Source organism: Streptomyces sp. NPDC005799, assembly GCF_040630525.1.
Taxonomy (GTDB): domain Bacteria; phylum Actinomycetota; class Actinomycetes; order Streptomycetales; family Streptomycetaceae; genus Streptomyces; species Streptomyces griseorubiginosus_B.
In genome coordinates, this window is the sequence record NZ_JBEXXQ010000014.1 from 44,653 (window position 1) to 65,097 (window position 20,445).

The window sequence follows — 20,445 nt, forward strand, 5'->3', positions numbered from 1 at the left end:
GGCGGCGTTTCCCCGGCCCCGCCTCCATCGGCACCGATATCCTCCCCACCTCCCACAAAACCCCCGTCCCCACCCCCGCCCACCCCATTCCCCGGGCGATACGCGTGCTAAGGAGCCCGCGATGAGCGACATGATCACCGCGGACCTGGTCGATCTCGACCTGTCCGCCGACACCAAGGAAGCGGCGGCGCGCGCCCTCGCGGAGCGCATGGTGGCCCTGGGCCGGGTGACCGACCTGGAGGGCTTCCTCGCCGACGTGGCCGCCCGCGAGGCACAGATGCCGACCGGCCTCGACGGCGGCATCGGCATCCCGCACTGCCGCAGCGAGCACGTCACCGAGCCGACGCTCGCCTTCGGCCGCAGCGCCGCCGGCGTCGACTTCGGCGCGCCGGACGGCCCCGCCGACCTGATCTTCCTGATAGCGGCGCCGGCCGGTGCCGACGACGCCCACCTGACCATTCTGTCGTCGCTGGCCCGCCAGCTGATGAACGCCGAGTTCACCGGCGCGCTGCGGTCGGTGGGGGACGCGGCGGCCGCGGCTGCGCTGATCCGCGGGGACGCGCCGGCGACGGACGCCGAGGGCGCGAGTGGCGCGGGCAGCGCGTCGGAGGGTGCGAAGGGCGCCGCGAGCGCCGCTCAGGGCGCCTCCACAGACTCCGTGGCGTCGTCGGTGGCGGCCTCCGCCGACGCCGCCACGGACAGCACGGCCCCGGCGCCGGGCGCGAGCGTCGAGGACGCCTCCGCCCCGGCGTCGGGCGCCCCCTCCGCCGACGAGCGCCCCTTCCGCATCGTCGCCGTCACCTCCTGCCCGACCGGCATCGCCCACACCTACATGGCGGCCGAGTCGCTGGAGAACGCGGGCCGCGAGTCGGGCGTCGAGGTCGTCGTCGAGACGCAGGGCTCAGCGGGCTTCACCCGGCTCGATCCGGCGGTCATCGCGGCCGCGGACGGCGTGATCTTCGCCCATGACGTGCCCGTACGCGAGAAGGAGCGCTTCGCCGGGAAGCCGACCGTCGACGTCGGCGTGAAGGCCGGCATCAACCGCCCCGGCGAGCTGATCTCCGAGGTGCGCGGGAAGGCGGCGCGCGGTGAGCTGCCCGCGGGCGCCCCCGCGGGCAGGGGCACGCCGGTCGAGCGCGCCGGCGACGCCGGCGAGGGATACGGCACCAAGTTGCGCAAGTGGCTGATGTCCGGCGTGAGTTACATGGTCCCGTTCGTCGCGGCGGGCGGTCTGCTGATCGCCCTCGGGTTCGCGATCGGCGGCTACGAGATCAAGACGGCACCGTCGGTGATGGACCACTTCGTGTGGACCCAGACGGACAGCTGGGCGGCCCTGCTCTTCCAGATCGGCGGCGTCGCCTTCGGCTTCCTCGTCCCGGTCCTGGCCGGCTACATCGCGTACGGCATGGCGGACCGGCCAGGGCTCGTCCCCGGGTTCGTGGGCGGCATGATCGCGTCCACGATCAACGCGGGTTTCCTCGGCGGCCTGGTCGCCGGTCTGCTCGCCGGCGGTGTGGTGATGGCGATCCAGCGGATCAACATACCGGCGGTGCTGCGCGGCATCATGCCGGTGGTGGTGATCCCGCTGATCTCCTCGGCGATCGTCGGGTTCCTGATGTTCGTCGTCGTGGGCAAGCCCATCGCCTCCGCACAGAAAGGCATGACCGACTGGCTGAACAGCCTCTCCGGCTCCAACGCCATCCTGCTCGGCGCCCTGCTCGGCCTGATGATGTGCTTCGACCTGGGCGGACCCGTCAACAAGGTCGCCTACACCTTTGCCACCGCCGGCATCGCGGTCTCCAGCCCGAGCGACTCCGCCATGAAGATCATGGCCGCGGTCATGGCCGCCGGCATGGTCCCGCCGCTCGCGATGGCCCTGGCCACGACGGTCCGCGGCAAGCTCTTCACCGAGACCGAGCGCGAGAACGGCAAGGCCGCCTGGGTCCTCGGCGCCTCCTTCATCTCCGAGGGCGCGATCCCGTTCGCCGCGGCCGATCCGCTGCGCGTCATCCCCTCCTCCATGGTGGGCGGCGCGATCACCGGCGCCCTGTCGATGGCGTTCAGCGCCACCCTGCGCGCCCCGCACGGTGGCATCTTCGTGGTCCCGCTGATCGGCAACCCCTTCCTCTACCTGATCGCCATCGCGGTCGGCGTGTGTGTCACGACCGCCCTGGTCGTGGTCCTGAAGGGGATGCGCAAGCCGGCGCCCGGCGCCGTGAGCCCCGGCACCGCCGCCGATCCGGCTGCGGCGACGGCCGACGCGAAGCAGCCGGTGGCGGCGTAACCAGCGCCCCGCACTCCGTGTGGCGGTCGGCCGTGGTCCCCTAGGAGGGGCCACGGCCGACCCATGTCCCTTTGGCGCACTGTGAGTTGGTAGGGGCGCCTAAGGGGAAAGTGTCGCACCTGTGTGACCTGCGAGATACATCACGGTACAGGCCTGAAGTCCCGGACCGTGGTGTCTACTGGGCTCATGCCCGATGAGCACGTCTCGATCCTCCAGTCGCTGGGCGTGGCCCTGCTGGCCTTCGCCACCGTCGTCTGGGGCTTCGGCCTGGTCCGCCTCCTGCGCCGCTACCGCTCCGGAGCCGGCCTGTGGGGCGCGGACGACACCCTGCACGGCCTCCCGCCCCAGCGTCAGGCCGGTCCCCACCTGGAGGCCGTCGAACTGACCCCCGCGGAGCGAGACGCGTTCGCCGTTCTCGTACGCCGGCTCAACGACGGACACTGAGGCGCGAGATGCCGGCCTGGCGCCGAGGCGCGCGCCGGGACCGCGCGCCTCGCTGCACGCGCCGTCGGCGCCGGGGCTCAGGAAACCCGTGCCGCGCGCCGCTCCATGGCGTCCCGCGCCGCGTCCTCGGTGACGTACACCTCGCACATGTGCCGCCCGTCGGGCGTCGCCGTGTGCTCGACCTCCCAGAGGGAGACCTCCGCGCCGTCGCGCAGCAGGAAAGCGTGCTCGTAGAGCGAGAAGCACAGTCCGGCCCGGCCCGCCCGACAAGGGCGTCCGAAGGCCTGCGTGATCTGGTGCGCGAACGCCGTGGCCAGTAACGCCGCCGTCTCCGCACCTGGCCGGTCCGCGTTCTCCGCGCGGCGCAGGAGCCGGCGCGCGTGGTCCGCAGAGTCGTCCGGCAGGTACGCGTGCCGGGGCGCGGGGACCGGCGACAGATGCACGGTCACCGGCAGCTCGAAGTCCGGTGCGTCCCGGGGCAGCGGCAGGCGGGCGGTGGCGGTGCGGACCTCATCTTCGTCCACATACACCTCGTGCTGCGTGACGCTGCCCGGCGCGGTGTTGTGCACGAGCTCCCACAGGGTGAGCGCCGACCCGTCGGCGAGCAGCCAGGTGTGCCGGTACGTCTCCCGGTGCAGCCCCGAACTGTGGTGCGCCGAATGCAGCGAAGTGTCATACGCCAGCGCGCAGTCGAGTCGCCGTATGGTGTCGTCCGGCAACTCGAAGGAGTTCAGGGCACGACCGAGGAGCCGCTCGAGGTGCTCCTCCGGAGACTCGGGCGACTCGGGTGGTTCGTACGCAGTGGTCTCGTACGGAACGCTCAAGGTTTCTCCCGGCGTTGCTGCATGTCACCTTGTGGGTGCATACCGTAGCCCCTCGGCCGGACATCATGTCCTGGAACCGAGAAAACGTACGCCGGGAAAACGCGCGGGCCGTGCGAGAAGTTCCCGCTTGGCCCGATGATCCGTCAAAATCCGCCGCTCAGAGGCCCTTTGCGGCGATCAAGGGGGCGCACGCGATCGGCTGGCGCTCTGGCTGTACGTCCGGGGCGCCCGTCCCCGCCGCTCACTCGCCGCCGTACAACTCCTCGTACGACGGCCACACTCCGCCTGGCCCGTCCACCGACCGGGCGGCGCGCACGGCGCGTACGATCGCGCGCGTCACCAGGTCCGCACCGGCCTCGAGGATCGCGTTCAGCGCGAGGGGATTCCCGGCGTCGAGCCGGTGCGCCCCCGTGGCCAGGGCGAAGACCGTGTCGCCGTCGTTCAGCATGTGCACCGGCCGCACGGCGCGCGCGATGCCGTCGTGCGCCGTACCGGCCAGCTTCTGCGCCTGCGCTTTCGGCAGGTCCGCGTCGGTGGCGACCACGCAGAGTGTGGTGTTCAGCGGAGGGCGCCCGTTCTTCGCCGCGGCTTCGGCGAGGCGCCGGCACGCGGCCTCGTGGACGTGCGCCTCCGGATAGTTCACGCGGCCCGAGAACAACTCCCCGTACAACGCGCCCGTTTCCGGATCCAGCACCGACCCCACCGCGTTGACCACCACCAGCGCACCCACCGTGATCCCGGAGCCCAGCACGGTGCTCGCGCTGCCAACCCCGCCCTTCATCGGCCCGGCGGCGGCTCCCGTGCCGGCTCCCACGCACCCTTCCCGCACGCTCGCGCCGACCGCGCTCGCCGCCGCGGCCTCGACTGCGGCCCGCCCGGTGACGGCGTCGGGCCTGGCCCGGAAGTCACCGCCCCGCCCCAGGTCGAAGACGCAGGCGGCGGGCACCACCGGTACGACATGAGAAGGGTCCTCCCCGACTCGCACGCCGCGCCGCTGCTCCTCCAGCCACGCCATCACCCCGGACGCCGCGTCCAGCCCGTAGGCGCTGCCGCCCGTCAACACGATCGCCTCGACCTTCTGCACGAGGTTGCGCGGGTCGAGGGCGTCGGTCTCCTTGGTGCCGGGGCCGCCACCCCGGACGTCCACGGCGGCGACAGCGCCGCCTTCCGGGGCGAGGACGACCGTGGTGCCGGTGAGCCAACCGCCGCCGGTGCGTGTCGCGTGCCCCACCCGCAGCCCGGCGACGTCGGTCAAAGCGTCAACTGCCATGAAGCCAGTCTCGCCCGCACCACCGCCACAGCGCGTGTGCGTCAGGCGACGGGACTTGGCGCCTGCTCCCCGCTCGTTCCGCTCGCCCCGCGCTCCCGGGTGACCGTGCGCGCCGTCAATGTCACACCGGTCGCCACCGCCAGCGCCGCCACGATGCCCGCCGTCAACACCGCCCACCTGCCGAGGAACGTGCAGACGATCACCAGCAGTGCCGTGACCGGCAGCACCGACTGCTGGGTGATGCCCACCTTGAAGTAGCGCGAGTGCAGCGCCCACACGCACACCAGGTACAGCGCCGTGGGCAGAGTGACCGCGGCCGACGCCGCCAGTGTGGAGATGTGCGCCCTGCCGACGGCCTGCTCGACCGCCACCTCCAGGCCCGCACCGATGGCGGCGGCCGAGCCGAAGATCAGGTAGTGGCCGTAACCCCACAGGAACGCCTGGCCGCTGGAACGAAGACGTCCGTGGATCGGCACGACGAAGTAGATCCACCAGGCCGCGAAGACGATGAGCAGCCCGCCGGCCGCGATCGGCAGCAGTTCGCCCAGCGCGTCGTGCTCGTCCACCCCCGACTGCACGGCAACCGTGGCCGCGGCGATCGTCTCGCCGATCACGATGATCGTGAACAGCCCGTACCGCTCGGAGATGTGGTGCGGATGCCAGGACGTGGCGAAGTCCTTCTCCGCGTAGAGCGGGACACACGTCTCGACGATCGCCATCACCAGGAAGACCCACGAGCGGGCATGCTCCGGCAGAACGACCAGGCCGAGCCAGCCGACCATGCACAGCAGCACGCCACCGGCGTACCGCAGCGCAGTCGTTCTCTCGGCTCCCTCCGCGGATCTCGCCGCTCTCAGCCAGTGCGCCGCCATCGCCAGCCGCATGATCACGTAGCCCAGCCAGACCACCATGTAGTCGTGGTCCTCGAAGGCCCGCGAGATCCCGGCGGCCAGTACCAGCACACCGGCGATCTGCACCAGCGTGACCACTCGGTACAGGACGTCGTCGTTGTCGTAGGCCGAGGCGAACCAGGTGAAGTTCATCCAGGCCCACCAGATCGCGAAGAACTGCATCGCGTAACTCGCGATCCCGCTGCCCGCATGCCCTGCGGCGACGGCGTGCACCAGGCCGACGCCCGCCTGCGCGACGGCAACCACGAAACAGAGGTCGAAGAAGAGCTCAAGCGGCGAGGCGACGCGGTGCGCCTCGTCACGGCCCCGGGCGGTGAGCCGACGCAGCGGCCCGTGACTCGCGGACGCGTCGGAGGAGCCCGAAGGCGGAGTCGAACTGGATGTCATGCGTCCTAGCACACCAGATAACCTCGCCAATCCCTTGTGAAAGGATTCACAAGAGGATGGGCGGTTGGCATCGCGGAGGAAAGCCCAGGTCAGCCGACGCGAACGCCCCTGTCGTCGTTTGCCGCCAGGACCTTCGGCCCTAGATCGGGGACCAACGCCTCGCCCTGGGACGGCGCCTTCAGCGTGCAATGGATCCGTACCCACGAAGCGACGCGGAAGGCCCCGGCCATGACTGCCACTCCTGCGGAATCCACGAACCTCACCCCAGCCGAGGAGGCGCCGGGCGAGCCGTCGCCGCAGAGGGACGCCTGGAGCGGCTTCCGGGGCGGGCTGTGGTGCGACGCCATCGACGTCCGCGACTTCGTCCAGCACAACTACGTCCCTTACGAGGGAGACGCATCCTTCCTCACCAGCCCCACCGAGCGCACCACCAAGGTCTGGAACAAGCTCCTCACGATGTTCCCCGCCGAGAACGAGCGGGGCATCTACGACGTCGACGTCAGGACACCCTCCCGCATCGACGCCTTCGCACCCGGCTACATCGACCGCGACCGCGACCTCGTCGTCGGCCTCCAGACCGACGCCCCACTCAAGCGAGCCATCATGCCGAACGGCGGCTGGCGCATGGTCGAGAGCGCCCTGAACGCCTACGGGTACGAGGCCGACCCCGCCGTCAGGGAGATCTACACCAAGCTCCGCAAGACCCACAACGACGGAGTCTTCGACGCCTACACCCCCGAGATCCGCGCCTGCCGCTCCTCCGGCATCATCACCGGCCTGCCCGACGCCTACGGCCGCGGCCGCATCATCGGTGACTACCGTCGCGTCGCCCTCTACGGCGTCGACCGGCTCATCGTCGCGAAGCGAGCGGACAAAAGCGCAGTCGAAGTCCTCTGGCCGAGTGCGGAGGTGATCCAGGAACGCGAGGAAACCGCCGAGCAGATCCGCGCCCTCGAGGAGCTCAAAGCCATGGCCCTCTCCTACGGCCACGACATCTCCGGCCCCGCCCGCACCGGCCGCGAGGCCGTCCAGTGGCTGTACTTCGCCTACCTCGCCGCCGTCAAGGAACAGAACGGCGCCGCCATGTCGATCGGGCGCATCGACGCCTTCCTCGACATCTACCTCCAGCGGGACATCGAACGCGGCCTGCTCACCGAGTCCGAGGCCCAGGAACTCATCGACGACTTCGTCATCAAGCTCCGCATCGTGCGCTTCCTGCGCACCCCCGAGTACAACGAGCTCTACTCCGGCGACCCCACCTGGGTCACCTGGTCCATGGCCGGCATCGGCGCCGACGGGCGCCCACTGGTCACCCGCACCACCTTCCGCGCCCTGAACACCCTCTACAATCTCGGCCCGGCCCCCGAACCCAACCTCACCGTCTTCTGGTCCCAGCACCTGCCCGAGGCCTTCAAGAGGTACGCCGCCCAGGTCGCCGTCGACACCAGCGCCCTGCAGTTCGAGTCCGACGAGCTCATGCGCCCCAAGTACGGCGACGACACCGCCATCGCCTGCTGCGTCTCCGCCATGGCCATGGGCAAGCAGATGCAATTCTTCGGCGCCCGCGTCAACGTCGCCAAGGCCCTGCTGTACGCCATCAACGGCGGCCGCGACGAGACGTCCGGCAAGACCGTCGTCGAGGGCTTCGAGCCGATCACCGACGAGTACCTCGACTACGACAGCGTCCTCACGGCGTACGACGCCATGCTCGACTGGCTCGCGAAGACGTACGTGCACGCGCTCAACGTCATCCACTACATGCATGACAAGTACGCCTACGAGCGCCTGGAGATGGCCCTGCACGACCGGGCCGTCCTGCGCACCATGGCGTGCGGCATCGCCGGCCTTTCGGTCGCCGCCGACTCGCTGTCCGCCATCAAGCACGCACGCGTGAAGGTCGTCCGGGACGGCACCGGTCTCGCCGTCGACTACGTCGTCGAGGGCGACTACCCGGCGTACGGCAACAACGACGACCGGGCCGATTCCCTCGCGCGTTGGATCGTCCACGAGTTCATGGAGAAGGTCCGCCGTTACCCGACCTACCGAGACGCGGTGCACACCCAGTCGGTCCTGACGATCACCTCGAACGTCGTCTACGGCAAGAAGACCGGCAACACGCCCGACGGCCGCCGCGCGGGCACCCCGTTCGCGCCCGGCGCCAATCCCATGAACGGGCGTGACGAGCACGGCTACATCGCCTCGGCGCTCTCCGTCGCCAAGCTCCCGTACGACGACGCGGAGGACGGCATCTCGCTGACCAACACCATCACCCCGGACGCGCTGGGCCGCACCCCGGAGGAACGCGTCGCCAACCTCTCCGGCGTCCTGGACGGCTTCATGGCCGACGGCGGCTTCCACATGAACGTCAACGTCCTCGACCGCGCGACCCTGCAGGACGCGATGGAGCACCCCGAGAAGTACCCCCAGCTGACCATCCGGGTCTCCGGCTACGCGGTCAACTTCGTGCGCCTCACGCGCGAGCAGCAGCTCGACGTCATCCACCGCACCTTCCACGGCTCGCTGTAAGGGACAGGGACGATGACCGCGCTTCCTCCGACGGCGCCGGCCCTGCCGACGCCGGCCCGCGGGGCCGTTTCCGAGGCGGTCACTCCGGCCGCCTCGGTCGGACGGCGACCGGTGGTCGGTTCGGTCCACTCGTGGGACCTGTCGACCGGCGTCGACGGCCCCGGCACCCGCTTCGTCACCTTCCTGTCGGGTTGCCCGCTGACTTGCCTGTACTGCCACAACCCCGACACCTGGCGCATGCGCGACGGCAGGCGCACCACAGCCGACGAGATCCTCGCCGAGGCCGGCAAATACACGCGGTTCATCGCGGCCGCCGGCGGCGGCGCCACCGTCAGCGGGGGTGAGCCGCTGCTCCAACCCGACTTCACCGGCGAGTTGTTGCACCGCTTCAAGCACGAACTCGGTCTGCACACCGCGCTGGACACCTCGGGCTTCCTCGGCGTCCGCGCCACCGACGCCCTGCTGCTCGACACCGACCTGGTGCTGCTCGACATCAAGTCCTGGGACCGCACCACCTACCGCGAGGTCACGGGCCGGCCCCTGCAGCCCACGCTCGACTTCGCCCGGCGCCTGGCCGACCTCGGCAACGAGGTCCATGTCCGCTTCGTGCTGGTACCCGGCCTCACCGACGACCCGGCCAACATCGAGGGCGTCGCCGCCTTCACCGCCTCGCTCGGCAATGTCACCCGCGTCGACGTCCTGCCCTTCCACAAGCTCGGCGAGGCCAAGTGGCAGGCACTCGGCCGCCGCTTCGCGCTCCACGGCACACCCTGTCCCACCCCCGAGCAGACCGTCCTCGCTCGGCGCATCTTCGCCGACCGTGGTCTTTACGCCGTATGAGGCGAGGGGGCGGCCGGGAGGGCTTCCGCTTTCAGGGCCGTACTCTGGAGACATGACCTCTGCCCCCGAGCCGCGCTCCCCGAAGCCCTCGCTGATCTTCGACGATCCGCTGGACCAACAGTCCTCGGACGACACGGACCGGGGTTGGGGCGAGCGGCCGGGCGGAGACGCCGACGCGGCGGCCGACCTCAAGCGCTTCCTCGACGAGAAGCCGCCCCACCACCTCTGAGCCGCGTCGGCTGCCGCCCGCCAGGCCCGCCGGGTCAGGTGGGCCGCCTTCGCTACCGCCCGCCGTACCCGGAGCCGCGCTGGGCGACCAGGGCGTCGCGAATCTCCTTGAGCACCTCCAGCTCGGTCACTTCGATCACCTCGTGCGTGCCCTCCCTCGCTTTCCTGCGGGCCTCCTGCCGCGCCAGGTACTTCGACATCGGCAGCACCATCAGGAAGTAGACGACCGCTGCGGTGATCACGAAGGTGAGGGTCGCGCCGAGAACGGAGCCCCACAGGATCCGGACTCCCCTCGCGCTGTCGCCCGTCCCGGTGCAGGGACCCTTGAGGCAGGACGTGTAGCTGTCCAGGTTCTTGGTCCCGAACGCGCCCACAACCGGGCTGATGATCCCCTTCACCACCGAGTTGACGATGTTGGTGAACGCGGCACCGATGACGACCGCCACCGCCAGGTCGACCACGTTCCCGCGCATCAGGAAGGCCTTGAAGCCCTGCCAGACGGTCGTTTCCTTCTTCTCGCTCACCGCGGGGCCTCTCCTCGCACGCACAGGTTGTGGAACAAACAGCTCCGCAACCTACGTCAACGCTGGGCCGTTCTGTCCAACGGGGTCGCTCGATCGAAGGGCTTGTCAGAGAGGCGCGCATAAAACGGGCTACGACGCTCAGCACAGTGTCACCGCCAGCCGCGCCGTGGCGCTCGCACCGGCGAGGCGTGCCGCGGTCGTACGGGGAACGGACAGCACGACCAGCGCTCCGCTGTCGGTCGCGCTCTCCAAGGGTTCCGGCACCTTCGTCACCCGCGCCCCGCGCGCGACCACGCGTGCGTCACCGCCCGTCGCCGTCTCCTGGGCGGCGATGACGTCCACCCGGTCGCCGGGCCGCAGCAGCCGGACCGTGGCCGCGTCCGCGATGCGCACCGGTGCGGCCACCATCTCGACGGCAGGGTGCTTTCCCACGGGATCCGCCACCGGATGCCCGCGTGCGCCGTCACCGCTCCGCGGTCCCGCGGCCACCAGTGCGGCAGCAGTGACGGCGAGACCGGCTGCCAGGGCCCGCCTGCGGCTCCGCACGAGCCGTCGCAGTTGATGGCGCCCGCCACGCACCCGCACGGGAGCGAAATGCGGAACCTCGCATGTGGCGGGAGCGTCGGCACCCGGCGGGCGTGGAGAAGAGGGGGAGAGGGGCGGGGTCGGAAGGGACATGGGGCATCACCACCTGCGTCGGAGAATCGGCTTGCAGGCCCACGATGAGCCTTCGAGCCGATCTCCGCCGAGGCCTGTGGACCACCGACGAGTTGTGGAAAAGTCCGTCCCTCGAACGGGGAGTTCCGTACGGCAAGAATCCCTGTCCGTCACCGCGTCATGGCAGCTCGAACCCTGGATCCATTCCGCCCAGCGCCGTTGTGCACAGGCAGTCCCGGTCCTCGTTCGCCGGCAGGGCCGCCACGGCGTCGAAGAGAACACCCCGCAGCCGGTCCACGTTCGCGGCGAAGACCCGCAGCACCTCGTCGTGCGAGACGCCCTCGCCGGTCTCGGCACCCGCGTCGAGATCGGTCACCAGGGTCATCGACGTGTAGCACAGCTCCAGTTCACGGGCGAGCGCCGCCTCGGGGTGACCGGTCATGCCCACGACCGACCAGCCCTGTGCCTGGTGCCACAACGATTCCGCACGGGTCGAGAAGCGCGGTCCCTCGACCACGACCAGCGTGCCGCCGTCCACGGGCTCCCAGTCCCGGCCACGTGCGGCCTTCAGCGCGGCCGCCCGCCCCACCGGGCAGTACGGGTCCGCCAGGGACACGTGCACCACGTTGGGGACGGTGCCGCCAGGCAGTGGCAGCCCGTCGAAGTACGTCACCACCCGGGACTTCGTCCGGTCGACCAGCTGGTCCGGCACCAGCAGCGTGCCGGGCCCGTACTCGCGGCGCAGACCGCCCACCGCGCAGGGCCCGAGGACCTGCCGCACGCCCACGGACCGCAGGGCCCACAGGTTGGCCCGGTAGTTGATCCGGTGAGGCGGCAGATGGTGGCCGCGTCCGTGCCGGGGCAGGAAGGCGACGCGCCGTCCGGCGACCTCGCCGAGGAAGAGGGAGTCGCTGGGAGGGCCGTACGGGGTGTCCACCTGGACCTCGGTCACGTCGTCGAGGAACGAGTAGAAGCCCGAGCCGCCGATTACACCGATCTCTGCGTTCGCCATGGCCAGCACAGTATCCGTCCCCGGCGAGGCACGGAGAACCGCCCGCGAACGCCGAGGACCCTGCCGTCGTACGACGGCAGGGTCCTGGAAGCGGTGCCTAGGCGGCGGAGCTGCTGCTGGACGAGGTGCCCGTGCCCGAGGACTTCGAGTCCGAGGACGACGTGGACGACGGCGTGGACGACGACGAGGACGAGGTCGTCGGCTTGGACGACGACGGCGAGCTGCTCGACGAGGAGCCGCGGCTGTCGTTGCGGTAGAAACCCGAGCCCTTGAAGACAATGCCGACCGCGGAGAACACCTTTTTCAGGCGGCCACCGCAGTTGGGGCACTCGGTCAGAGCGTCGTCGGTGAACTTCTGCACCGCCTCGAGGCCCTCGCCGCACTCGGTGCACTGGTACTGATAGGTGGGCACTGTCTTCCTCCTGGCACTCTCACTCAATGAGTGCTAACGAGGGTCCATAGTGACGTATTCCTGAGGATCAGTCCACCGTGACCGGCACGCGGTGACCGACGCCACGCGCGACGGTCCGGCCGCGGGGGTGCGCCATGAGCCTGGATCGCAGCGCCAGGATGGTCGCCAGCGCGAGCACGGTACCGGCCATCGGTACCAGGAACCCCGCGCCGTCCCAGAAGCGGTCCTCGAGCTGCCCGGCGACTGTGACGGCGGCCGCCTGCCCGAGCGCCACCGCACCGGTGAGCCAGGTGAACGCCTCGGTACGGGCGCCGACCGGAACCAGTCCCTCGACCAGTGTGTAACCGGTGATCAGCGCGGGCGCGATGCACATGCCGACGAGCAGGCCGAGGCCGGCCAGGACGAACAGGGAGTGCGCGGCCCACAGGCCGGAGGCCACCAGAGCGAGCGCGCCGTAGCCCACGACGAGGCGGCGTTGCGGGGCGGTCTTCCATGCGACGGCGCCGCAGACGATGCCGGAGAGCATGTTGCCCGCGGCGAAGACGCCGTACAGCACGCCGTTCAGTCCGGGCTCCCCGATCGACTCGCTGAACGCGGCCAGCGACACCTGCATGCCGCCGAAGACGGAGCCGATGCCCAGGAAAGCCACCACCAGCACACGCACACCGGGCACCCGCAGAGCGGACGCGTGCTCCACGCGCGCGTGCCCGGCGAGGGTGATCGCCGGCTGGGTGCCCTTCTGCGCCGCGAACAGCAGGCCGCCGAGCAGGGTGAGCCCCGCCTCCGTCACCAGGCCCGCGGCCGGAGTCACGGTGGTGCACAGGGCGGTGGCCAGCAAGGGACCGAACACGAAGGTGAGCTCGTCCGTGACGGACTCGAAGGCGGCCGCGGTGGTCATCAGGGGGCTGTCCTGCAGCTTCACGCCCCAGCGGGCGCGCACCATGGGGCCGATCTGCGGCACCGAGGCACCTGTCGGAACGGCCGCCGCGAACAGCGCCCACAGGGGCGCGTGGGCGAGCGCGAGCGCCGTCAGCGTCAGGCCCGCGAGCGAGTGCAGCAGCACGCCGGGGATGAGGACGGCGCGCTGCCCGTACCGGTCGGCGAGCCGGCCGCTGTAGGGCGCGAACAGGGCCATGGAGACGCCCGTGACGGCCGCGGTGGCGCCCGCGGCGCCGTACGAGCCGGTGGTGTGCTGTACGAGCAGCACGATGGAGATGGTGAGCATCGCGAACGGCTGGCGCGCCGCGAAGCCGGGAATCAGGAACGTCCAGGCGCCGCGGGTGCGCAGCAGCTGTCCGTACCCGGGGCGGGCCGGCGACGCCGAGTTCCTGGACGGCCCGGTGGTGACCGTGGATGCCACGGCCCGTGCCTTTCTGCCGCCTGGTAGCGCGCCCGTGCGGGGGCGCCGAGAGCTGTCCTCTTGCGCGGAACTGCGGTAGATACCGGTGTCCACTGCGGAGGACTGGCCGGCCGCCATACGGTCGCGCCAGCTCTGCGTCAGGCAGAGTTGGTTCGATCAGGGTGCGCCTTCATCGTACAGGGATCAATGGCTTGTGTGCCTGTGAAAACGAGCACCACGCGCGCGTTGACCTGTGATTGGCGCCCTGTGTGAACCGTATGAAACACGCCCTTAACGGATCGGTGCGACGTGCCGTGCGCCGTGCGCGGCGCGACAGTGCGCGTTCAGCGCCCCGGGCCCGCCCCGTTCGTCCCCAGCCACCCGGCCAGCTTGCCGCCGTGGCCCACGGCGCGCAGCCGCCGCTCCGCGGCGTCGCGCACCGGATCGGTGGCGACGACCAGCAGTTCGTCGCCGCGCCGCAGCACCGTCGTCGGCATCGGAACAAACGATTTTCCTTCGCGGACGACGAGCGTGACGGCGGCTCCGGCCGGCAGACGCAGCTCGTTGACCTCGACGCCGTGCATCTTCGAGCCCTCGGGGATCGCCACGGACAGCAGGTGTCCGCGCAGTCGCTCCAGCGGGGCCGACTCGATGCCCAGGTCCGCCGCCTCGCCGCCCTCGCCGAGATTCAGCTTGCGGGCCAGCCACGGCAGGGTCGGCCCCTGGACGAGGGTGTAGACGGCGACGAGGACGAAGACGATGTTGAAGATGCGGCGGCTGGAGTCCACGCCTTGCACCATCGGGATCGTCGCCAGGATGATGGGCACCGCCCCGCGCAGCCCGGCCCATGACATCAGCGTCTGCTCCTGCCAGGGCACCCTGAACGGCAGCAGGCACAGCACGACGCTCAGCGGACGCGCGACCATGGTCAGCGCCAGGCCGATGACGAGGGCGGGCACGACGTCGTCCCCGAGGTCGTGCGGGGTGACCAGCAGGCCGAGCAGGACGAACATGCCGATCTGGGCGATCCAGCCGAGCCCGTCGGCGAAGCCGCGCGTGGCGGGCCAGTGCGGCAGCTTCGCGTTGCCCATCATCATCGAGGCGAGGTAGACCGCCAGGAAGCCGCTGCCGTGTGCCAGCGCGCCCCCGGCGTACGCCGTCACCGCGATCGCCATGACTGCGATCGGGTAGAGGCCGGAGGCGGGCAATGCCACGTGCCGCAGCCCCCAGGATCCGAGCCACCCCACCGCGAGACCGATGGCCGCACCGATGGCGAGTTCGAGAGCTATCTCGCCCAGCAGCACGTACCAGTGCTCGACGGGGCCGGCCTTGGAGAACGCCACCACCAGGATGACCACGGGAGCGTCGTTGAAGCCGGACTCGGCCTCCAGCGTGCCCGTCACGCGCGCGGGGAGGGGAATTCTTCGCAGTACCGAGAAGACCGCCGCCGCGTCTGTCGAGGAGACGACCGCGCCGATGATGAGGGCCTGCCGCCACTCCAGCCCGACCAGGTAGTGCGCGGCCGTGGCCGTGACCCCGACGCTCACCGCGACTCCGGCCAGCGCCAGCGCGGAGGCGGCGGGCAGGACCGGCCGGACCTCCTTCCACTTCGTGCCGAGACCGCCCTCGGCCAGGATGACGACGAGGGCCGCGTATCCGATGACCTGGGTGAGTTCGGCATTGTCGAAGCGGATGTCGCCGATGCCGTCCTGGCCCATGAGGATCCCTATCGCCAGGTAAACGAGCAGGCTGGGGAGCCCGCTGCGCGAGGAGATCCGGACCGCTGCCACAGCGACGAGCAGAACGAGCGAGCAGACGAGCAGAAGCTGGTTGAGGTGGTGGACAGTCAGCGGCCGTTCCCTTCCCTGGCTCACACGCGTCCCGCGCGGGAGCTCACGTACATGGGACACGAGGTCGTGGGACTCCGCATCCAAGTACTTCGTTACCTTACCTAACTCTTGACGATTTCTTGACGCTCCGCGAGGCAAGATCGAACGCCCGCTCGCGCTCGTTCCCGACACCGCGTCAAGGGGCTCGAGGCCCTGCGCCTATGGTTGCTCCAGCGCTCATTCAAAGTCACAGCCCGCCTGCCGCTCGCGTTAGGACAGCAAGGACAGCGATGCCCCCCAACATCACCGCCACAACGGGTGACAAGCCCGGCAAGTCCGGCAGGAAGAAGGGGCGCAAAGCCCGACTCATCGTGCTGGTGCTGGTCTTGGCCCTCATTGCGGGCGTTGCCTACGGGGCGTACTGGTCCATCAGCACCGTCCGCGCCTCCTTCCCGCAGACGACGGGTTCGATAACACTCGACGGTCTGTCAGGCCCCGTCGACGTCAAGCGCGACAGTTACGGCATCCCGCAGATCTACGCCTCCTCGGACGAGGATCTGTTCATGGCGCAGGGCTACGTCCAGGCGCAGGACCGGTTCTACGAGATGGACGTACGCCGCCACATGACCGCCGGGCGCCTGTCGGAGATGTTCGGCACGAGCCAGGTCAAGAACGACGAGTTCCTGCGCACCCTGGGCTGGGACCGGGTGGCCCAGCAGGAGTACGACACCAAGCTGTCGGCCTCCACGAAGAAGTACCTCCAGGCCTACGCCAAGGGAGTCAACGCCTACCTGCAGGGCAAGGACGGCAAGGACATCTCCCTCGAGTACGCGGCCCTGGGCTTCACCAACGACTACAAGCCGGAGAAGTGGACCCCGGTCGACTCGGTCTCGTGGCTGAAGGCGATGGCCTGGGACCTGCGCGGCAACATGCAGGACGAGATCGACCGCGCCCTGATGACCAGTCGCCTCGGCCCCAAGCAGATCGCCGACCTGTACCCGGACTACCCGTACAACCGCAACAAGGCGATCGTCCAGGAGGGCCAGTACAACGACCTCACGAAGGCGTTCGAACAGAACGGCAGCTCCTCCACCAGCGGAACGTCCACGGGCGGAACGTCCACCAGCGGGACGTCGACCGGCGGAACCTCCACGACCGGAACCTCCACAAGCGGCTCTACGGGCGTTTCCGCCTCGACGGCGTCCTCGGCGCTGCAGAGCCAGCTTTCGGGCCTCTACAAGGTCCTGGACGACGTTCCCGCCGCCGTGGGTGTGAACGGCCAGGGCATCGGATCCAACTCGTGGGTCGTCTCCGGGGATCACACCATCACCGGCCACCCCCTGCTCGCCAACGACCCCCACCTGTCGGCCTCGCTGCCGTCCGTCTGGTACCAGATGGGCCTGCACTGCCGGACCGTCTCCAGCAAGTGCCAGTACGACGTCACCGGTTACACCTTCGCGGGCATGCCCGGCGTGATCATCGGCCACAACCAGAACATCGCCTGGGGCATGACCAACTCCGGCGTCGACGTCACCGACCTCTACCTGGAGAAGCTCGCCGGCGACGGCTACCTCTACGACGGCACGGTGAAGCCCTTCAAGACCCGCACGGAGACCATCAAGGTCGCCGGCGGCGCCTCCAAGGAGATCATCGTCCGCCAGACCGCCGACGGCATGCCGCTGCTGTCCGACCGGGACGACGAACTCGTCAAGGTCGGCAGGAAGGCCACCGTCGACACCGCCGCCCCCGACCGCGGCGACGGCTACGGCGTCGCGTTGCGCTGGACCGCGCTGGACCCGGGCACCTCCATGGACGCCGTCTTCGCCATGGACAAGGCGTCCAACTGGAGCGGCTTCCGTTCCGCCGCCGCCCTGTTCGACGTGCCGTCGCAGAACCTGGTCTACGCCGACAAGGACAACATCGGCTACACGCTGCCCGGAAAGATCCCCACGCGCGCGAAGAAGGACGACGGCTCGATCCCCGCGCCGGGCTGGGACTCCAGCTACAAGTGGACCGGGTTCATCCCCAAGAAGGCGCTGCCGTACGAGTACAACCCGAAGCGCGGCTACATCGTCACCGCCAACCAGGCGGTGGTCGACGCGGACAAGTACCCCTACACGCTCACCACGGACTGGGGTTACGGCACCCGCAGTCAGCGCATCACCGACCTGATCGAGTCGAAGATCAAGGACGGTGGCAAGATCTCCACGGACGACATGCGCCAGATGCAGCTCGACAACAGCAGCGAGATCGCCAAGCTGCTCGTGCCCAGACTGCTGAAGATCGACATCAGTGACAAGAACGTCCGCGAGGCGCAGCAGCTGCTTGAGGGCTGGGACTACACCCAGGACGCCGACTCGGCCGCGGCCGCCTACTTCAACGCCGTCTGGCGCAACATCCTCAAGCTGGCCTTCGGCAACAAGCTGCCCAAGGAACTGCGCGTCAAGGGCCAGTGCCTGTGGGTCGACCCGGTCAACACCACCGGCCCCGCGGACGCGACCAACAAGGTCCGCGAGTGCGGTCAGCGCGACGCCGACCAGGCGCAGCCGGACGGCGGCGACCGCTGGTTCGAGGTCGTGCGCAACCTGATGAACGACCCGAAGAGCGACTGGTGGACCACGCCCAAGTCGCTCACCCGGCCGGGTGCGCAGAACAACCGCGACGACCTGTTCAAGCGCGCCTTGATCGACGCCCGCTGGGAGCTCACCGCCAAGCTGGGCAAGGACATCGACACCTGGAGCTGGGGCCGGCTGCACCGCCTGTTCCTGAAGAACCAGACCCTCGGCACCGACGGCCCCGGTTTCCTGCAGTACATCCTCAACCGCGGCCCCTGGAAGCTCAGCGGCGGCGAGGCGACGGTCAACGCCACCGGCTGGAACGCGGCCGGCGGATACGGCGTGGTGTGGGTCCCGTCGATGCGCATGGTGGTCAACCTCGACGACCTCGACAAGTCGAAGTGGATCAACCTCACCGGAGCCTCCGGGCACGCCTTCAGCGCCCACTACACCGACCAGACCGGCAAGTGGGCCGACGGTGAACTCCTCGACTGGAACTTCTCCGACAAGGCCGTCGACAAGAACACGAGCGACACGCTGGTGCTGAAGCCATGAGGCCGAGCCTCCGGCCGTGAGCCACGGAAGGGGGTCCTCCACAAACGCGTGGAGGACCCCCTTCCGTATGTGTCGGCGTCAACGGGTGCCGACGGCGCCGACGGCGCGGGGGCGGGCACGGCAGGAGGGCATGGGCACGGCAGCGGGGCGCGAGGCGCTGCTTGGGCGCCGGGCGTATCGGCGAGCGCGGGGCGCGTGATGATCGGTGCGCGCCCCTCCCCGGCTCACGCGCCGCTGTGGAAGCGGCGTACGCCCGACGGTGTCACCACGGCGTGCACCGGCCGGTCGTGCGCCTCGGACGGAACGCGCTCGACGACCTCCGAGTCGTACAACAGGACCACCAGCGCCGGATGCGTGCCCGCGTCCTCCAGACGCGCAAGGACGCGGTCGTACGACCCCCCGCCGCGCCCCAGCCGCATCCCGCGTGCATCGACCGCCAGCCCCGGCAGCAGCACCACGTCGGCTCCGGCCACGGCGTCCGGGCCGAGACGCCCGCCTGTCGGCTCGAAGAGGGCCATCTTTCCGCCGTGTTCGACTCGCGCCAGGGAGCCCTCGCCGGTGTACGCGCCCCAGTCCAGGTCGTTGTCCGGCAGAAGCGCCGGGAGCAGGACCCGCACGCCCCGCGCGCGCAGCGCGTCCAGGAGCGCGAGGGTGCCGGGCTCGCTCCCCACCGAGACGTACGCCGCCACCGTGCGCGCCCGCGCCAGTTCGGACAGCCCGAGGGCGCGGCCGGCGAGCGCCTCGGCGGCCTCTCGCACGTCATCCGCCGTCAATCTGTTTCTCACCGCGAGGAACTCTCGCCGCAACATTCGCTTGTCAGACTCGGCCGCACGTCCGGCGTGACTCACTGATCGCACCCCGTACCCTTCCAATCCGCTCATATGAGAGCTAATTAACCGGAGTCGCGGATTCCCCGCAAAGGCACCGGATAAGGTTGCGGGCATGACTCAGTCCCACCCCAGGATCACCAAGGCTGTCATTCCCGCAGCCGGCCTCGGCACCCGGTTCCTGCCGGCCACCAAGGCCACTCCCAAGGAGATGCTGCCGGTCGTCGACAAGCCCGCGATCCAGTACGTGGTCGAGGAGGCCGTGGCCGCGGGTCTCGACGACGTCCTCATGGTCACCGGCCGCAACAAGCGCCCGCTCGAGGACCACTTCGACCGCAACTACGAGCTGGAGTCGGCCCTCCAGAAGAAGGGCGACGCCGGCCGTCTCGCCAAGGTCCAGGCATCCAGCGACCTGGCCACCATGCACTACGTGCGGCAGGGCGACCCCAAGGGGCTGGGTCACGCCGTGCTGTGCGCCGCTCCGCACGTGGGCGACGAACCCTTCGCCGTCCTGCTCGGTGACGACCTCATCGACCCGCGGGACCCCCTGCTCGCGCGCATGGTCGAGGTGCAGGAGCGGCACGGCGGCAGCGTCATCGCGCTCATGGAGGTCGCGCCGGAGCAGATCCACCTCTACGGATGCGCGGCTGTGGAGACCACCGACGACGGCGACGTCGTCAAGGTGACCGGAATGGTCGAGAAGCCCGACCCGGACGACGCCCCGTCGAGCTACGCGGTCATCGGCCGCTACGTCCTCGACCCGCACATCTTCGAGATACTGCGCAAGACCGAGCCGGGCCGCGGCGGGGAGATCCAGCTCACCGACGCCCTCCAGCAGCTCGCGCAGGACGAGAAGGTCGGCGGCCCGGTGCACGGCGTGGTCTTCAAGGGCCGTCGCTATGACACCGGCGACCGCGGTGACTATCTGCGTGCCATTGTCAGACTCGCGTGCGAACGTGAAGACCTGGGCCCGGACTTCCGGACCTGGCTTCGCAGTTACGTAGCCGAGGAGATGTAGCAA

General features: G+C 69.9%; 17 protein-coding genes. 7 read left to right on the forward strand and 10 right to left on the reverse strand.

Features of this window, described 5'->3' with window-relative positions; translation table 11 throughout:
* Positions 1-121 precede the first annotated feature (121 nt).
* Together ABZ453_RS15975 and ABZ453_RS15980 are read left to right on the forward strand one after the other, a co-directional pair.
* The gene (locus tag ABZ453_RS15975) at positions 122-2,284 is read left to right on the forward strand and encodes a fructose-specific PTS transporter subunit EIIC (RefSeq protein WP_359015531.1); all 2,163 of its coding nucleotides are present in this window, start codon (positions 122-124) and stop codon (positions 2,282-2,284) included.
* A gap of 186 nt (positions 2,285-2,470) precedes the next feature.
* On the forward strand, positions 2,471-2,728 hold the full coding sequence (locus ABZ453_RS15980) for a hypothetical protein (RefSeq protein ID WP_359015533.1): 258 nt from the start codon (positions 2,471-2,473) through the stop codon (positions 2,726-2,728).
* A 77-nt stretch (positions 2,729-2,805) separates the two neighbouring features.
* Here ABZ453_RS15980 and ABZ453_RS15985 read toward each other — a convergent pair whose 3' ends face one another.
* The 3 genes from ABZ453_RS15985 to ABZ453_RS15995 all read right to left on the reverse strand — a co-directional run bounded on the left by ABZ453_RS15985 (position 2,806) and on the right by ABZ453_RS15995 (position 6,120).
* Complete coding sequence (locus ABZ453_RS15985) at positions 2,806-3,552, reverse strand: DUF6227 family protein (RefSeq protein ID WP_359015535.1); 747 nt, start codon at positions 3,550-3,552, stop codon at positions 2,806-2,808.
* A gap of 241 nt (positions 3,553-3,793) precedes the next feature.
* Positions 3,794-4,822, reverse strand: coding sequence for a P1 family peptidase (locus ABZ453_RS15990; RefSeq protein WP_359015537.1), 1,029 nt, complete (start codon positions 4,820-4,822; stop codon positions 3,794-3,796).
* 41 nt (positions 4,823-4,863) lie between these two features.
* Positions 4,864-6,120, reverse strand: a complete 1,257-nt coding sequence (locus tag ABZ453_RS15995) for a low temperature requirement protein A (RefSeq protein ID WP_359015539.1) — start codon at positions 6,118-6,120, stop codon at positions 4,864-4,866.
* Between the two features lie 228 nt (positions 6,121-6,348).
* Between ABZ453_RS15995 and pflB the strand changes: the two genes are divergently transcribed.
* The 3 genes from pflB to ABZ453_RS16010 are packed head-to-tail and all read left to right on the forward strand — an operon-like array spanning position 6,349 to position 9,715.
* Positions 6,349-8,646, forward strand: a complete 2,298-nt coding sequence (pflB, locus tag ABZ453_RS16000) for a formate C-acetyltransferase (RefSeq protein ID WP_359015541.1) — start codon at positions 6,349-6,351, stop codon at positions 8,644-8,646.
* 12 nt (positions 8,647-8,658) lie between these two features.
* Entirely contained in the window at positions 8,659-9,486 is an 828-nt protein-coding gene (pflA, locus tag ABZ453_RS16005) for a pyruvate formate-lyase-activating protein (RefSeq protein ID WP_359015543.1), read from the forward strand.
* A gap of 52 nt (positions 9,487-9,538) precedes the next feature.
* Positions 9,539-9,715, forward strand: coding sequence for a hypothetical protein (locus ABZ453_RS16010; protein ID WP_359015545.1), 177 nt, complete (start codon positions 9,539-9,541; stop codon positions 9,713-9,715).
* A 52-nt stretch (positions 9,716-9,767) separates the two neighbouring features.
* On the opposite strand, the gene mscL is transcribed toward ABZ453_RS16010, so the two are convergent.
* The 6 genes from mscL to ABZ453_RS16040 all read right to left on the reverse strand — a co-directional run bounded on the left by mscL (position 9,768) and on the right by ABZ453_RS16040 (position 15,532).
* The gene (gene mscL / locus ABZ453_RS16015; protein ID WP_359015547.1) at positions 9,768-10,238 is read right to left on the reverse strand and encodes a large conductance mechanosensitive channel protein MscL; all 471 of its coding nucleotides are present in this window, start codon (positions 10,236-10,238) and stop codon (positions 9,768-9,770) included.
* Between the two features lie 138 nt (positions 10,239-10,376).
* Positions 10,377-10,916, reverse strand: a complete 540-nt coding sequence (locus tag ABZ453_RS16020) for a hypothetical protein (RefSeq protein ID WP_359015549.1) — start codon at positions 10,914-10,916, stop codon at positions 10,377-10,379.
* Between the two features lie 157 nt (positions 10,917-11,073).
* Complete coding sequence (locus tag ABZ453_RS16025; RefSeq protein WP_359015551.1) at positions 11,074-11,907, reverse strand: S-methyl-5'-thioadenosine phosphorylase; 834 nt, start codon at positions 11,905-11,907, stop codon at positions 11,074-11,076.
* 97 nt (positions 11,908-12,004) lie between these two features.
* A complete protein-coding gene (locus ABZ453_RS16030; protein WP_359015552.1) occupies positions 12,005-12,319 on the reverse strand; it encodes an FmdB family zinc ribbon protein in 315 nt (104 codons plus the stop codon).
* 67 nt (positions 12,320-12,386) lie between these two features.
* On the reverse strand, positions 12,387-13,679 hold the full coding sequence (locus tag ABZ453_RS16035; protein ID WP_359015554.1) for an MFS transporter: 1,293 nt from the start codon (positions 13,677-13,679) through the stop codon (positions 12,387-12,389).
* A gap of 323 nt (positions 13,680-14,002) precedes the next feature.
* Entirely contained in the window at positions 14,003-15,532 is a 1,530-nt protein-coding gene (locus ABZ453_RS16040; RefSeq protein WP_359015556.1) for a potassium/proton antiporter, read from the reverse strand.
* 245 nt (positions 15,533-15,777) lie between these two features.
* Here ABZ453_RS16040 and ABZ453_RS16045 point away from each other — a divergent pair, with 245 nt between their 5' ends.
* Positions 15,778-18,597, forward strand: a complete 2,820-nt coding sequence (locus tag ABZ453_RS16045) for a penicillin acylase family protein (RefSeq protein WP_359015558.1) — start codon at positions 15,778-15,780, stop codon at positions 18,595-18,597.
* 224 nt (positions 18,598-18,821) lie between these two features.
* Here ABZ453_RS16045 and ABZ453_RS16050 read toward each other — a convergent pair whose 3' ends face one another.
* Positions 18,822-19,406, reverse strand: a complete 585-nt coding sequence (locus ABZ453_RS16050) for a 5-formyltetrahydrofolate cyclo-ligase (protein WP_359015559.1) — start codon at positions 19,404-19,406, stop codon at positions 18,822-18,824.
* A gap of 133 nt (positions 19,407-19,539) precedes the next feature.
* Here ABZ453_RS16050 and galU point away from each other — a divergent pair, with 133 nt between their 5' ends.
* Positions 19,540-20,442 (forward strand): UTP--glucose-1-phosphate uridylyltransferase GalU, encoded by a 903-nt coding sequence (galU, locus tag ABZ453_RS16055; protein ID WP_359015561.1) that lies wholly within the window; start codon positions 19,540-19,542, stop codon positions 20,440-20,442.
* Positions 20,443-20,445 lie beyond the last annotated feature (3 nt).